The organism is Achromobacter sp. D7-1 (genome assembly GCF_059760445.1).
Map to the genome: position 1 here is coordinate 37,706 of NZ_JCBAMT010000049.1, position 13,231 is coordinate 50,936.

The 13,231-nt window shown below is 67.6% G+C and carries 15 protein-coding genes and 1 pseudogene; 15 read left to right on the forward strand and 1 reads right to left on the reverse strand.

The window, feature by feature from the left end; genetic code table 11:
- Positions 1-13: 13 nt before the first annotated feature.
- Genes fliS through AC6LKD_RS20225 form a run of 5 tightly spaced genes read left to right on the forward strand, consistent with a single transcriptional unit; the run spans position 14 to position 3,345 of the window.
- A complete protein-coding gene (fliS, locus tag AC6LKD_RS20205) occupies positions 14-442 on the forward strand; it encodes a flagellar export chaperone FliS (protein WP_492276849.1) in 429 nt (142 codons plus the stop codon).
- Between the two features lie 46 nt (positions 443-488).
- The gene (locus AC6LKD_RS20210) at positions 489-842 is read left to right on the forward strand and encodes a flagellar protein FliT (protein ID WP_492276848.1); all 354 of its coding nucleotides are present in this window, start codon (positions 489-491) and stop codon (positions 840-842) included.
- A complete protein-coding gene (fliK, locus tag AC6LKD_RS20215; RefSeq protein ID WP_492276847.1) occupies positions 839-2,200 on the forward strand; it encodes a flagellar hook-length control protein FliK in 1,362 nt (453 codons plus the stop codon). Before AC6LKD_RS20210 ends, fliK begins: the two co-directional genes overlap by 4 nt.
- Complete coding sequence (locus tag AC6LKD_RS20220) at positions 2,200-2,517, forward strand: EscU/YscU/HrcU family type III secretion system export apparatus switch protein (RefSeq protein WP_498117269.1); 318 nt, start codon at positions 2,200-2,202, stop codon at positions 2,515-2,517. The genes fliK and AC6LKD_RS20220 overlap by 1 nt, the downstream gene beginning before the upstream one ends.
- Before the next feature lie 24 nt (positions 2,518-2,541).
- The gene (locus AC6LKD_RS20225; protein WP_498117270.1) at positions 2,542-3,345 is read left to right on the forward strand and encodes a flagellar brake protein; all 804 of its coding nucleotides are present in this window, start codon (positions 2,542-2,544) and stop codon (positions 3,343-3,345) included.
- A 52-nt stretch (positions 3,346-3,397) separates the two neighbouring features.
- Here the strand turns inward: AC6LKD_RS20225 and fliE are convergent, their stop codons facing one another.
- Positions 3,398-3,730, reverse strand: a complete 333-nt coding sequence (gene fliE / locus AC6LKD_RS20230; protein WP_013393416.1) for a flagellar hook-basal body complex protein FliE — start codon at positions 3,728-3,730, stop codon at positions 3,398-3,400.
- Between the two features lie 330 nt (positions 3,731-4,060).
- On the opposite strand from fliE, the gene fliF reads away from it, so the two are divergent.
- From fliF to AC6LKD_RS20280, 10 genes and pseudogenes are all read left to right on the forward strand, one after another.
- Positions 4,061-5,722, forward strand: coding sequence for a flagellar basal-body MS-ring/collar protein FliF (fliF, locus tag AC6LKD_RS20235; protein WP_492276844.1), 1,662 nt, complete (start codon positions 4,061-4,063; stop codon positions 5,720-5,722).
- Positions 5,712-6,722 carry a flagellar motor switch protein FliG gene (fliG, locus tag AC6LKD_RS20240; protein ID WP_013393414.1) on the forward strand — a complete coding sequence of 337 codons (1,011 nt, stop codon included), beginning with the start codon at positions 5,712-5,714 and terminating at the stop codon, positions 6,720-6,722. The genes fliF and fliG overlap by 11 nt, the downstream gene beginning before the upstream one ends.
- Complete coding sequence (gene fliH, locus AC6LKD_RS20245; protein ID WP_498117271.1) at positions 6,715-7,458, forward strand: flagellar assembly protein FliH; 744 nt, start codon at positions 6,715-6,717, stop codon at positions 7,456-7,458. Before fliG ends, fliH begins: the two co-directional genes overlap by 8 nt.
- Positions 7,455-8,939 (forward strand): flagellar protein export ATPase FliI, encoded by a 1,485-nt coding sequence (gene fliI, locus AC6LKD_RS20250; protein WP_492276843.1) that lies wholly within the window; start codon positions 7,455-7,457, stop codon positions 8,937-8,939. Before fliH ends, fliI begins: the two co-directional genes overlap by 4 nt.
- The gene (fliJ, locus tag AC6LKD_RS20255) at positions 8,932-9,381 is read left to right on the forward strand and encodes a flagellar export protein FliJ (RefSeq protein WP_013393411.1); all 450 of its coding nucleotides are present in this window, start codon (positions 8,932-8,934) and stop codon (positions 9,379-9,381) included. Before fliI ends, fliJ begins: the two co-directional genes overlap by 8 nt.
- A 24-nt stretch (positions 9,382-9,405) precedes the next feature.
- Positions 9,406-10,785, forward strand: a complete 1,380-nt coding sequence (locus AC6LKD_RS20260; protein WP_498117273.1) for a flagellar hook-length control protein FliK — start codon at positions 9,406-9,408, stop codon at positions 10,783-10,785.
- Between the two features lie 170 nt (positions 10,786-10,955).
- Positions 10,956-11,582: a flagellar basal body-associated protein FliL gene (gene fliL, locus AC6LKD_RS20265; protein ID WP_498117275.1), complete on the forward strand. Its 627-nt coding sequence runs from the start codon at positions 10,956-10,958 to the stop codon at positions 11,580-11,582.
- Positions 11,583-11,584: 2 nt separating this feature from the next.
- Entirely contained in the window at positions 11,585-12,592 is a 1,008-nt protein-coding gene (fliM, locus tag AC6LKD_RS20270) for a flagellar motor switch protein FliM (protein ID WP_498117276.1), read from the forward strand.
- Positions 12,585-13,121 (forward strand): flagellar motor switch protein FliN, encoded by a 537-nt coding sequence (fliN, locus tag AC6LKD_RS20275; RefSeq protein ID WP_498117277.1) that lies wholly within the window; start codon positions 12,585-12,587, stop codon positions 13,119-13,121. The genes fliM and fliN overlap by 8 nt, the downstream gene beginning before the upstream one ends.
- 10 nt (positions 13,122-13,131) lie before the next feature.
- A pseudogene (locus AC6LKD_RS20280) lies at positions 13,132-13,231 on the forward strand (flagellar biosynthetic protein FliO); the annotation flags it as partial.

A 13,231-nucleotide genomic window follows, 5' to 3' on the forward strand; every position in this document is an offset into this window, starting at 1 on the left:
AGAAGATGTATTGATGACCTACGCTGCCCGCCGCCCCTCCGGATCTTATTCCGTGCGTTCCTACGCAGAAATAGGGCTGGAAACACAGATCCTGGGCGCCAGCCCCGAAAGGCTTATCTCCCTGCTGTACATGGGTGCTCGGGCGGCAATCGGGCAGGCTCGCCTGCACCTTCAAGAAGGCAGAATCACCGAACGGGGAGCCGCCATTTCGAAGGCCATCAAAATCGTCGATGAAGGCTTGAAAACCGGACTGAACATGGAGGCCGGCGGCGAAATTGCCGCCAACCTCGCCCGCCTCTACGACTACATTGTCCGCACGCTGCTGATGGCAAACCTGAAAGCAGACCCGGAAGCGCTCGAAACGGCAGACCGCCTATTGGCCGATCTGGCCGAAGCCTGGCAAACATCCATTGATCGCCCTGTCGGAGGCGTGCAGCCTTGACGGCACCGCATACGCACCGTCCAGCCATCGAACGCCCGAGATTTCCATGACGTCCACGACCCAGTACACCTCCCCTATCCTGGAACACTACCAGGAGATCGCTCTCATCACGGGAGAAATGCTAGCAGCGGCGCAAGCCGGCGACTGGGACGGGGCCATGGTCCACGGACAGCAATACTGCGAGCTGGTGGAGCGTCTGCGCCAGACCGAACATTCCGCGCCGCTGGACGAAGCCGGCCGCGCCATGAAATACGACCTGCTCGTGCGCATCCTGGATAACGACGCGCTCACCCGCGACCTGGCGCTGCCACAACTGGCCCGTCTGGGCGACTTGCTCGGGCGCATGAAACGCCAGCAGACCCTGCTGTCCGCCTACGGCTACCAGGCGCCTGAAGAATGAGCGTAGGTCCCGCCGCACTCGGCAACGTCCTGGTGCAGCGGCTGGACGCCGTGCTAGGCACGACGATGTCCGCCGCCAGCGCCAATCAAGTCTCCGGCGCCCGGCCCGACGCGGTCAGCCAGCCCGGCAACCTGGAAAAGCCCGGCGCCTCGGACGGCTCGACGCGCGACCCGCGGCAAGGCATACAGACTGGCGGCGCCCGCGGCGACCGCCAGAATACTGTCGTCGACCCCAAAACCGCGGCAGCGCTGGCGCTGGCTGCCCGCGGCCTGGTCACCAGCAGCGACACCACCGCCTCGGCCCCGACCACGCTGGGCACGACGGCGCGCACCATTCTGGCCTTGCTGGCCCAATTCCCCGAGGCGGCTCCGGCAGTTCAGGGCCGCGCGCCCCTGTGGACCGCCGACGCGCAGGCCGGCCAACCCGCCGCCGGCGCCGGCCCCATGCCGACAGCGCAACCAGGCCAGCAGCCCGCGCAGACCGCTGCGCAGACACCTCAGCCCACGCCTGGCCAGACGCCGACGCAGACCACCGCCCAGCAAGCTTCCGCTCTCGCGACCTCGGTCGCGGCTGCTTTGGACGGCGATAGTCCGGCGACCGCCGCCAAGCAGAACCTCCAGACCGGACACGGCGCAAGCGCCAACGCCGCCAAAGGACCAGACGCCGCAGCGCATGCCGCCCTGGCGGCGGGCGGCCCTTCCGCCCGCGCCCTGGGACAGGCCCTGCGCCAGGCGCTGCAAGGCAGCGGACTGTTCTACGAGTCCCATCTGACCGACATGGTCTTCGGTCGGGCCAGCCCGGAGCAATTGCGCAACGAACCGCAGGCCATGCTTGGCAAGAATCCGCCCGCACAGGAATCCGCACCTTCGCGTTCGCGGGTCGGCACGTCCGCCAGCGGACGCCCGGGCACGGACGCCGCACCCAGCAGCACTGGTTCCTCCAGTTCATCCGCCCCCGGCACGGCCGTCAGCGGCATACACCAAGACCTTACGCCGCTCGTCCGCCAGCAGCTCGACGTGCTGGCCAACCAGACGCTAACCTGGCAAGGCGAAGCCTGGCCCGGCACGCCCATGGAATGGGAAGTCGAACGCGACCCCTACGGCGGCGACCCAGACTCCGCGGTCCCCACCTGGGCAACGCGGCTGAAGCTGGACCTGCCCCGCCTGGGCCTGGTCGACGCCCGCTTGAACCTGGCCGGCGACCAGATCGTCCTGCAGCTGATCGCGCCGCACAGCGCGGCCGAGATCAATGACTCCTCGGACTCGCTGCGCGCGCGCCTGCTGGCCGCCGGCCTGACCTTGAGCAATCTGTCGGTGAACGTGGTCGAACCGCGCCCCGACATTCCCGCCGATATCTGATGAGCCGCCTCACCCTCCATCCGGAATCGGACCCGAACGCCGGCCGCAACGCAGCGGTCGCCATTTCGTACGAAGACAAGGACGGCGCTCCGCGCGTCGTCGCCAAGGGCTACGGCCAGCTCGCGGACACCATCGTCCGCGCCGCCCAGGAAAACGGGCTCTATGTCCACGAGTCGCGCGAACTGGTCGGCCTGCTGATGCAGGTGGACCTGGACGCACATATTCCGCCCCAACTCTACGTAGCGGTGGCAGAATTGCTGGCCTGGCTCTATCGCCTGGAATCGCGCGAGTTCCCCGAACCCGCTCCGCCCGCCTGACCCTATTACCTGAGGAAGACCAAAGTGTTGGATGCCAGCGACCCGGAGTTCCTGCTGACCCGGCCTGAAGAGATGCGCTCGGCCCTGTTCGAGCTGACCCACCCCGACAGCCACATCCTCGTTCGCGACGCCGCGGACCGCGAGATGGCGGTGCTGATCCTCGGCGTGGACAAGCAGGCCGGCGAGTTCTTCTGGAGGCCGCGCGATTACGCTGGCGCGGACTTCGAGCAATCCGACTCCATGGGCTTGCTGAGCGGCGCCACTTTCCACTTCCATGCGACCGCCTACGGCGGCGTGCAGATCCGCTTTCGCGTGCAGCGGCCGCAGATCATTCATTTCGACGACGGCAGCGCCGCGCTGGTCTCGCCATTCCCCGAGCGCCTGGCCCGCATCCAGCGCCGCAAGATGTTCCGCGCTTCCCTGATCGCGGCCGCCAACGTGTGCCGCGCGAGCTGGCAGGCATCCCCCGCCGACAAGCCCTACACGTTCACGATACGCGACATCTCGGTGGACGGCGTGGGCCTGCGCGCAGGACTGGCGGTCCCCGCCCTGCCCGAGCGCGGCACCGTGATGGAAAACGTGCTACTGGACTTTGGCGACCAGGGCAAGCTCAGCGCCAGCCTGGAAGTGCGCAATGTGTATCCGGTCTCGGGCCAGCCCATGGTGCGGTCCACCGATCCAGACGAACCGGCGCCCAAGCATGTTTCGCTGACAGGCGAGCCGCCGGTCAGCCACCTTGGGGCCATCTTTCTCAATCTGGACGCGCGCCAGGAAAACTGGCTGCAGCAGGTGGTCTGGCGCCTGGAAAAAAGCGCCCAGCGCAATTGATGGCTGGCCGCGCTTGCGGCCGGGACCGAAGCGCTGCCCCCAGAAACAGAACTCAGACCGCCATCGAGGATATTTCCTTGTAGGCCGCAACCAGCTTGTTGCGTACCTGCACCGCCGTCTGGAAGCCGATGCTGGCCTTCTGCATGTCGATCATGACGTCGTTGAGCGAAATATCGGGCGCGCCCAGCTCAAAGGCCTTGGCCTGCGCCGTGGCGGCGTTCTGGGCCGAGGTGACGCGACGGATGGATCGCTGCAGTTCCGCGGCGAAGCCATCCGGCTGACCGACCATTTCACCTGCGGCGAGGTTACCGGTCTCTGCCTTGCTTACTACCGTGCGCATCTGCTGAAGCATGCTTTCGATGCCGGACAAGCCTGATACAGCCATTACCTGATTCCTTGCTGATGGGGATTACGTCAATGTTGCGCACAGCGTACCCCCGATCCCGCCGGTTCATAGCCGACAAGAACCGCCAAAAAACCCGACATTTCCGCGTATGCAGCCGCCTCTCGCCCGGGCAGCGACGGCGACTTTCGCCTTGTGGGGGACATAGGGGATAAGTAACGCCAAAAACCGGCTGTTTTCAACGATTGGGATGGACGTCTCAGGGGCAATAATCCACGCTCTCCCCAGACCAGAAGCACGTTGCATGTGTAATCTGCCCTACCCAGACATGAAGTCCCATCTCCAGCTCCGCGTGGCCAGCGGGGGCCGCCAATGAACCAGCAGGCCACCCTGAGTTCGTCGCTGCTGACGAAATTCCCCGCGCTGGAGAAGGTGCGCGCGCTACCCAAGCCCATTCTGCTGGGCGCGGCGGCGGCGCTCGTCGCGGTCATCGTCGCCGTGGCGATGTGGAGCAGCGAACCCAAGTACAAGGTGCTGTTCTCGAACCTGGACGACCGCGATGGCGGCGCCATCGTGGCGGCGCTGGGGACGATGAACGTGCCCTACCGCTACAACGAAACCGGCACCGCCGTGCTGGTTCCGGCCGACCGCGTGTACGATGCCCGCCTGCAGCTGGCGTCCCAGGGGCTGCCGCGCGGCGGCTCCGTCGGCTTCGAACTGATGGACAACGCCCGCTTCGGCGCCAGCCAGTTCACGGAACAGATCAATTACCAGCGCGGCCTTGAAGGCGAGCTGGCGCGTTCGATCGAAGCCATGCACACCGTGCAGCATGCCCGCGTGCACCTGGCCATGCCGCGCCAGTCGCTGTTCGTGCGCGAGCGCCAGGCCCCAACCGCCTCAGTGCTGCTGAACATGCATCCCGGCCGCAGCCTGAGCGACGCGCAGGTCTCCGCGATCTCCTGGCTGGTCGCCTCGAGCGTCCCCGAACTGACCGCCGAAAACGTGTCCATCGTCGACCAGAACGGCCGCCTGCTGTCCGCGCCGATGGGCGAAGGCCGCGGCATGGACGCCGACCAGATGCGCTTCGTGCGCGAAATGGAACAGCGCACGGTCGAGCGCATCCTCACCATCCTCAATCCGCTGGTGGGCCCGGGCAACGTCCACGCCCAGGCCAGCGCCGACGTCGATTTCGCCCGCCGCGAAGAAACCTCCGAGGTCTACCGCCCGAACCAGGAACCCGGCCAGGCCGCCGTGCGCAGCCAGCAGACCAGCGACTCATCCCAGCGCGGCGTCAACGCCGCCCAGGGCGTGCCCGGCGCGCTGTCGAACCAGGCGCCGGCCAATCCGCAGGCGCCGATCGCCAATCCGCCGCAACCGCAGCCGCCCCGTCCCGGCCAGCCGCAGCAGCCCGCCAACGCCCAGCAGCAGACCGGCACGCAAGCCGCCACCGGCAACCTGAACGAACGCCGCGACGCCACCACCAACTATGAAGTGGACCGCACCATCAGCCACATCAAGCAGCCGGTGGGCAACCTCAAGCGTCTGTCGGTGGCCGTGGTCGTCAACTACATGCGCGACAAGGACGGCGAACTGCAGCCCTTGCCGCCTGAAGAACTGAACAAGCTGACCAATCTGGTGCGTGAAGCCATGGGTTACTCCGAGCCCCGCGGCGACTCGCTCAACCTGGTCAACAGCCAATTCAACGACGGCCCGCCGCCGGTGCCGATGTGGCGTGATCCGGAAATGATCTCGCTGTTCAAGACGATCCTGGCCTGGCTGGTCGGTGGCGTGCTGGCACTGTGGCTGTACCGCCTGCTGCGCCGCACGGTGGGCGACTACCTGTATCCGCCGGTCGATCCGGAACAGGCTGAAGCCGAGCGCGTCGAAGCGGCGCGCGAGGCCCAGGACGCGGCCCGCGCCAAGGAAGTGGACCGCTACCAGGACAACCTGGAACGGGCCCGCACGATGGCCAACAAGGATCCGCGCGCCGTTGCGATGGTTCTGCGCACCTGGATGAGCAAAGATGAAAAATGATTCCACTCCGCTGGACGGCATGACGCGCAGCGCCGTCCTGATGATGTCGCTGGGCGAGGACGCCGCGGCCGAGGTCTTCAAGTACCTCGGCGCCCGTGAAGTGCAGCAGGTCGGCGCCGCCATGGCCAGCCTGAAACAGGTCACGCGCGCCGACGTGGCCGTGGTGCTGGAAGAATTCCGCCAGGAAGCCGACCAGTTCATGGCCGTCACGCTGGGTTCCGACGACTACATTCGCACCGTCCTGACCAAGGCGCTGGGCAGCGACCGCGCCGCCGGCCTGATCGAAGACATCCTGGAAGCCGGCGAAGGCGGCAGCGGCATCGACGCACTCAACTGGCTGGATCCGAACACCGTGGCCGAACTGATCGGCGACGAACACCCGCAGATCATCGCGACCATCCTGGTGCACCTGGAGCGCGACCGCGCCGCCGGCGTGCTGGCGTTGCTGACGGACCGCCTGCGCAACGACGTGATGTTGCGTATCGCCACTTTCGGCGGTGTGCAGCCCGCGGCGCTGTCCGAGCTCACCGAAGTCCTGAACTCGGTGCTGGCCGGCCAGGGCGCAAAGCGCAGCAAGATGGGCGGCGTGCGCACCGCGGCCGAGATCCTGAACATGATGAACTCGGCCGAGGAAGAAACCGTGGTCGCCAGCCTGCGCGAGCGCGACAGCGATCTGGCGCAGAAGATCATCGACGAGATGTTCGTCTTCGACAACCTGCTCGACGTCGAGGATCGCGCCATCCAGCTCATCCTCAAGGAAATCGACAACGACACGCTCATGGTCGCGCTCAAGGGCGCCCAGGAAGAGCTGCGCGCCAAGTTCCTGCGCAACATGTCCAGCCGCGCCGCCGAAATGCTGCGCGAAGACCTGGACGCGCAGGGCCCGATCCGCATGTCCAAGGTCGAGGCCGAACAGAAGAAGATCCTGCAGATCGCGCGCCGCCTGGCCGAGAGCGGCCAGATCGTCCTGGGCAACCAGGGGGACGACGCGTATGTCTGAAGTGGACAGCGGCGCCACGGCGCTCATCTCGCGCAGCGCCGCCTGGCGGCGCTGGCAGATGCTGTCGTTCGACCAGCCCGCAGTCGTCGAGCGGGAGCCCGAGCCCGAACCCGATCCGGGTCCGGACCCCGAGGTGGTAATGGCCCAACTGCGTGCCCAGGCGCTCGCCGAAGGCCGCGACGAAGGCCATGCCCTGGGCCATGCCACCGGCCTGGAAGCCGGTCAACAGGCGGGATACGAAGCCGGCCTGGCCGCTGGCCGCGAGCAAGGCTACGCCGAAGGCCTCAACCAGGCCCGCGAGCAAGGCGTCGCGGAAGCGCAGCGCCTGCACGCGCTGGTCGAGGCCTGCGCCGCGTCCCTCGGCTCGCTCGAAGAAAAAATGGGCCAGGGCCTGCTGACCCTGGCGCTGGACATCGCCCAGCAGGTCGTGCGCACCACGCTCGCCGAGCAGCCGGACACCGTGGTCAGCGCCGTGCGCGAAGTGCTGCACATCAATCCCACCGCCGGCGGCCAGATGCGCTTGTGGGCCAACCCCGAAGACATCGAACTGATCCGGCTGCACCTGGCGGACGAACTCAAGGAAGGCCATTGGCGCGTCCTCGCCGATGAGTCGATCTCGCGCGGCGGCTGCCGTGCCGAAACGCCCTACGGCGACATCGACGCCACCTTGCAGACGCGCTGGCGCCGGGTCGCGGCCTCGCTGGGTCGCAACGTGTCCTGGGAGGAGCCGGCGTGAGCCCCAATCCGGCCCCCGCCCTGCCCGGCCAGCCGGCCGCGACTGCCGTGCCGGTCATCGACCGCTGGCAGACCCAGCTGCAGATCGGCTCGATCCGCGCCGCCTCGACCGACCCCTGGCTGGTCAGCGGCAAGATCACGCGCGCCACCGGCCTGGTGCTGCACGCGACCGGCCTGCGCCTGCCGGTAGGAGCGGCGGCCCGCATTGAAATCGCCCGCGGCCACGACCATTGGGCGGACGCCGAAGTCGTCGGCTTCGACGGCCACACCCTATATCTGATGCCGCAAGCCGACATTTCCGGCTTGCCGCCCGGCGCGCGCGTCGTGCCTGGCGAGCCTCCCGTGCAGCGCCAGATCCCGCTGCCGCGCAAGGCCGAACTGAACGGCAACGCCAAGCCGCAGCTGGGCCGCCACCTGCCTGTGGGCAACGCCTTGCTGGGCCGGGTGCTGGATGGCGCAGGCCGGCCGCTGGACGGGCTGGGTCCGCTCACGGGCGCCGAACTGGCGCCCCTGTCCGCCCAGCCGATCAACCCGCTGTCGCGCGCGCCCATCGATACGGTGCTGGACACGGGTGTGCGCGCCATCAACGGCCTGCTCACGGTCGGCCGCGGCCAGCGCATGGGCCTGTTCGCCGGCTCCGGCGTCGGCAAGAGCGTGCTGCTGGGCATGATGGCCCGCTATACCAAGGCCGACGTCATCGTGGTCGGACTGATTGGCGAACGCGGCCGCGAAGTCAAGGAATTCATCGAACACAACCTCGGCCCCGAAGGCCTGGCGCGCTCGGTGGTGGTGGCCGCGCCGGCCGACGTGTCGGCGCTGCTGCGCCTGCAAGGCGCGGCCTATGCCACGCGCCTGGCCGAGCACTTCCGCGATCAGGGCCTGGACGTGCTCCTGATCATGGACTCGCTGACCCGCTATGCCATGGCGCAGCGCGAAATCGCCCTGGCGATCGGCGAGCCGCCCGCCACCAAAGGCTATCCGCCTTCGGTCTTCGCCAAATTGCCGATGCTGGTCGAACGCGCCGGCATGGGCGCGCCTGGGGCGTCCGGCAAGGCAGGCTCGATCACCGCGTTCTACACCGTGCTGGCCGAAGGCGACGATCAGCAGGATCCTATCGCCGATTCGGCCCGCGCCATCCTGGACGGCCACGTCGTGCTGTCGCGCCACCTGGCCGAAGCGGGCCATTACCCCGCCATCGACATCGAGGCATCAATCTCGCGCGCCATGACCTCGCTGATCACACCCGAGCAGTTCGCCGTGGTGCGCCGCTTCAAGCAAAGCCTGTCGCGCTTCCAGCGCAACCGCGACCTGATTGCGGTGGGCGCCTACGCCGCCGGCAACGATCCGCAGCTGGACGAGGCCATCGCCCGCTATCCGCGCCTGGAAGCCTTTCTGCAGCAAGACATCGGCGAAAACGTTGGCTACGAAGCCGCCGTCAGCCAGTTGCGCGCCAGTTTCGAATTGAGGGACGCTTATGCCTAGCCAATTGCCTTTGGACATGCTGATCAACCTGGCCAAGGAAAGCACGGACGAAGCCGCGCGCCTGCTCGGCAGGCTCGGCGCCGAACGCACCAACGCCGAGCGCCAATTGTCCATGCTGCACGACTACCGCCAGGACTACCTGGAGCGGCTGCAGCAGGCCATGACCAGCGGCATGTCGGCCAGCGATTGCCATAACTATCAGCGCTTCATCAGCACGCTGGACGACGCCATCAGCCAGCAACAAGGCGTGCTGCGCCAAGCGGACGACAACCTCGCGAAGGGCCGGCTGTACTGGCAACAGGAAAAGCGCAAGCTCAACTCCTACGACGCCCTGGCGCAGCGCGAGTTGCGCGCCCAAGCGGTGGTCGAATCGCGCCGCGAACAACGCGCCAATGACGAATACTCCGCCCGCCTGGTCCAACGCCAGACCGGCATGCATTAAGCAATACCTCACAGGAAGCCCCAGATGAACGCTCCCCTGCCCTCGATCGCGCCCACTGCGCCGCCCTCGATCGCCGACGCGCTTGGCGCCAAGGCCGTGCCCGTAAACAAAAAGGGTCCCAGTTTCTCCGACGTGCTGGCCCAGCAGCGCCCCGCACAACAGCGGCCGAACCAGGCCGCCGACGCGCGCCCGGCCAGGAACGGCGCCAAAACGCCTGCCGACAGCCAAAATTCCGGCGACCCCGCCGCCCGCGCTGAAGGCGCCGCCGCCAGCGCCATCGACCAGGCCGTGCAGACCGCCACGCAGGCCGAAGCTGGCGCGCTGGCAGTCGCCGCAACGCAACCGGCCGTCATCCTGCCGCAGCAAGCCCTGGAGATCGCAACCCAGGCCGCCGAACAAGTACAGCTCGCGCGCGGCAACGCCGTCGCCGCCGCCACCGCGATGAGCAGCGGCGCCGCCGTCCTCACTGCCGCCCTGAATGCCACCGACGTCGCGCCCGCGACGCAGGCCGCTACGGCTGCGGGCGCTGGCGCCCTCACCGCCCCGCAGGCCGAGGCCGCCGCCGCGCTTGCCGCGCGCGACGCGGAAATCGCCGTGCCGGTCATCACTGCGGCAGTCAAGCCCGGCACCGACGCCCCCGCCGCCACGCAAGCGCCGGTCCGCGCCCCGGCCGCCGCCGCGCCGGTCAAAACCGAAGCGCCGCGACTCGCCGCGGAGGTCGCGCTGCCTCGTCCCGCCCGCGATGCGCGCGCCGAACCCGGCCACGCCGCCTTGCCCGAGGACGCCGACGACGCGTCGCCGCAGGCGCTGGTCAGCGCCGAACAACAGTTCCAGACGCCCCAGCATGGTGGCTCCGCCCAGGACCACCTGGCCCAGGCGCTGGCCGCCGCAACCCAACGCCAGCCTGCCGCGCCGATTGCCAACCAGACCGCCATCGCCGCTCCCGTCGTGCCGGTCGTGCTGCAGGTCGCCACTCCGGTCGGCGGCACTCATTGGGGTACCGAGCTTGGCCAACAGGTCGTCATGATGAGCCACGGCGCGCGCCAGGGCATGCAGACTGCCGAACTGCGCCTCGATCCGCCCGATCTGGGTCCGCTGCGCGTCAGCCTGAACCTGACGGACGGCGTGGCCAGCGCGTCGTTCGTGTCGGCCCACGCCTCGGTGCGCCAAGCCATCGAAACCGCCCTCCCGCAACTGCAACAGGCGCTGGCCCAGGCCGGCATCTCGCTGGGCCAGACCAGCGTGGGCGAACAAGCCGCCCAACAGGAGTTCGCGCAACAGGGCGGCAACGGCTCGCAACGCCATGCCGGCGGCGGCCAGACAGGCGCCGACAGCGTGGCAGAAGCGCCCGCCGCAGTGACGGTCGCGCGCAACGCCAATGCGCTGGTGGACACCTTCGCCTGACAAACAAGCGCACCGCTCGCGGCCATGGCTGCGGGCGGCGCAGCAATAGCTTGAGATACGCGGCTTTCGCCCTGTTTTTCGCCTCCAAGCCGAGGCGGCATTTGGGGCAGAATGCTTTCATCCACTAAGAACCCGTTTTCATCAGCGGCAAAACACGCATCGACACCGAGATGGCGACTTCCAAACCTTCACCCATGCCTGCGCGCGGCGCGCCTTCTTCCCGCTCTGGCGGCATGGGCCGTATTCTTCGCCCCCTGCTGGCGATTCTGGTGCTGCTCATCGTGGCCGCGGCCAGCGCCGGCGCAACCTGGTTCATCACCCAGCGCATGCAGCCGCAAAACAGCGCAAACGTGCAACTCGGCGTCGGCCAGGTGCCAGCCCGCGAACCTGGCCAACCCGGCCAACCGGGCCAACCCGCTCAAGGCCCGCAGGGCACCCCGACGACCTTCGTCGCGCCGCCGGCCAGCCCGATCGCCGTGCCCGCTCCGATCTTCGTGCCGATCGAGCCTTTCACCGTCACGCTGCAAAACCCGGACACGGAACGCATCATGCACGTGGGCCTGACGCTGCGCGTGAGCGACGAGCAGACCCGCACGCGTCTCGAAAAGTACATGCCTGAAGTGCGCAGCCGCATCCTGATGGTGCTGTCGTCGCAATCGCCCACCGGCGTGCAGACGCAGCAAGGCAAGACCGACATGGCCAACGCCATCAAGCAGGCCGTCAATCGCCCCTTCTCGCCCCTGCCGGACGGCCAGTACGTCACCGACGTGCTGTACACGGCGTTCGTGGTGCAATAAGCATGGCCTACGAGGCATTTCTTTCGCAGGACGAGGTTGATGCGCTATTGGCGGGCGTCACCGGCGAAAGCGACAGCAAAACAACCGCCACGGACCAGAGCGCCGGCGCCCGCGCCTACGACCTGAGTTCGCCCGAGCGCGTCGTGCGGCGCCGCATGCAGACGCTGGAGCTCATCAACGAGCGCTTCGCTCGCCAGATGCGCCACGTGCTGCTGAACTTCATGCGTCGCAGCGCCGATATCACGGTGGGTTCGATCAAAATCCTGAAGTACGCGGACTTCGAGCGCAACCTGCCGGTGCCGAGCAATCTGAACATGATTCAGATGAAACCCCTGCGCGGCACGGCGCTCTTCACGTATGACCCGAACCTGGTGTTCCTGGTCATCGACAGCCTGTTCGGCGGCGATGGCCGCTACCACACGCGTGTCGAAGGCCGCGACTTCACCACGACCGAACAGCGCATCATCCGACGCCTGCTCAACCTGACCCTGGAAAGCTACGGCAAGTCCTGGGATCCCGTCTACCCGATCGAATTCGAGTACGTGCGCTCGGAGATGCACACCAAGTTCGCCAGCATCACCGGCAACAATGAAGTGGTGGTCGTCACCTCCTTCCACATCGAATTCGGCGCGACCGGCGGCGACCTGAACATCTGCCTGCCCTACTCCATGATCGAGCCGGTGCGCGATCTGCTGACGCGCCCGCTGCAGGAAACCACGCTCGAGGAAGTGGACCAGCGCTGGGCGCAGCAATTGTCGCGCCAGGTGCGCAGCGCCGATATCGACGTGGTGGCGGAGTTTGCCCGCATCCCCTCGTCGATCCGCGAACTGATGCGCCTGAAGGTGGGCGACGTCCTGCCCGTGACCGTGCCCGAAACCATAGTCGCCAGCGTCGACGGCGTGCCGCTGATGGAATGCGGCTATGGCGTCTTCAACGGCCAGTACGCCCTGCGCGTACAGAACATGTTTACCCACGATACAGAATCCAACGAGGCCTCTGACCATGACTGACAAGAACGAGCCCGGTACCGGCTCGTCCCCGGCCGACGACTGGGCCGACGCGCTCGCCGAACAATCCCGCGCCAATCCGCCTACCCAAGCCGACGGCCTGAAGCCCCAGGACGACTGGGCCGCCGCGATGGCCGAGCAGACCGCCACGGCTGCGCCCGCTGCCGCGCCAGCTCCCGCTCCCGCGGCGCCAGCGGCACCCGCCGCGCAATCCGCGGCGCAATCCGTGTTCAAGCCTCTGGCCAGCGCGTCTGGCGGAGCCGGCGCCGACATCGACCTGATCATGGACGTGCCCGTCCAGCTGACGGTCGAGCTGGGGCGCACCCGCCTGACCATCAAGAACCTGCTCCAACTGGGCCAGGGCTCCGTGGTCGAGCTGGACGGCCTGGCCGGCGAGCCGATGGACATCTTCGTCAACGGCTACCTGATCGCCCAGGGCGAAGTCGTGGTCGTGGAAGACAAGTACGGCATCCGCCTGACCGACATCATCACGCCGTCCGAGCGGATCAACCGCTTGAACAACCGCCGCTGATCCTGGCGTCATGGACGACTCCGCCCTCCTGCGCGTCATCATCGGCCTCATCCTGGTGGTGGCCGCCATCCTGGTTTCGGCCTGGCTGGCGCGCCGCGCGGGGCTGACCC

What these genes read in the sequence shown, in the direction of transcription:
- fliM (WP_498117276.1), top strand. Translation starts at nt 11,585, where the DNA reads ATGGCCTACGAGGCATTTCTTTCGCAGGACGAGGTTGATGCGCTATTG.
- fliL (WP_498117275.1), top strand. Translation starts at nt 10,956, where the DNA reads ATGGCGACTTCCAAACCTTCACCCATGCCTGCGCGCGGCGCGCCTTCT.
- AC6LKD_RS20260 (WP_498117273.1), top strand. Translation starts at nt 9,406, where the DNA reads ATGAACGCTCCCCTGCCCTCGATCGCGCCCACTGCGCCGCCCTCGATC.
- fliN (WP_498117277.1), top strand. Translation starts at nt 12,585, where the DNA reads ATGACTGACAAGAACGAGCCCGGTACCGGCTCGTCCCCGGCCGACGAC.
- fliJ (WP_013393411.1), top strand. Translation starts at nt 8,932, where the DNA reads ATGCCTAGCCAATTGCCTTTGGACATGCTGATCAACCTGGCCAAGGAA.
- AC6LKD_RS20210 (WP_492276848.1), top strand. Translation starts at nt 489, where the DNA reads ATGACGTCCACGACCCAGTACACCTCCCCTATCCTGGAACACTACCAG.
- fliG (WP_013393414.1), top strand. Translation starts at nt 5,712, where the DNA reads ATGAAAAATGATTCCACTCCGCTGGACGGCATGACGCGCAGCGCCGTC.
- fliE (WP_013393416.1), bottom strand. Translation starts at nt 3,730, where the DNA reads ATGGCTGTATCAGGCTTGTCCGGCATCGAAAGCATGCTTCAGCAGATG.
- fliK (WP_492276847.1), top strand. Translation starts at nt 839, where the DNA reads ATGAGCGTAGGTCCCGCCGCACTCGGCAACGTCCTGGTGCAGCGGCTG.
- fliF (WP_492276844.1), top strand. Translation starts at nt 4,061, where the DNA reads ATGAACCAGCAGGCCACCCTGAGTTCGTCGCTGCTGACGAAATTCCCC.
- fliS (WP_492276849.1), top strand. Translation starts at nt 14, where the DNA reads ATGACCTACGCTGCCCGCCGCCCCTCCGGATCTTATTCCGTGCGTTCC.
- AC6LKD_RS20220 (WP_498117269.1), top strand. Translation starts at nt 2,200, where the DNA reads ATGAGCCGCCTCACCCTCCATCCGGAATCGGACCCGAACGCCGGCCGC.
- fliH (WP_498117271.1), top strand. Translation starts at nt 6,715, where the DNA reads ATGTCTGAAGTGGACAGCGGCGCCACGGCGCTCATCTCGCGCAGCGCC.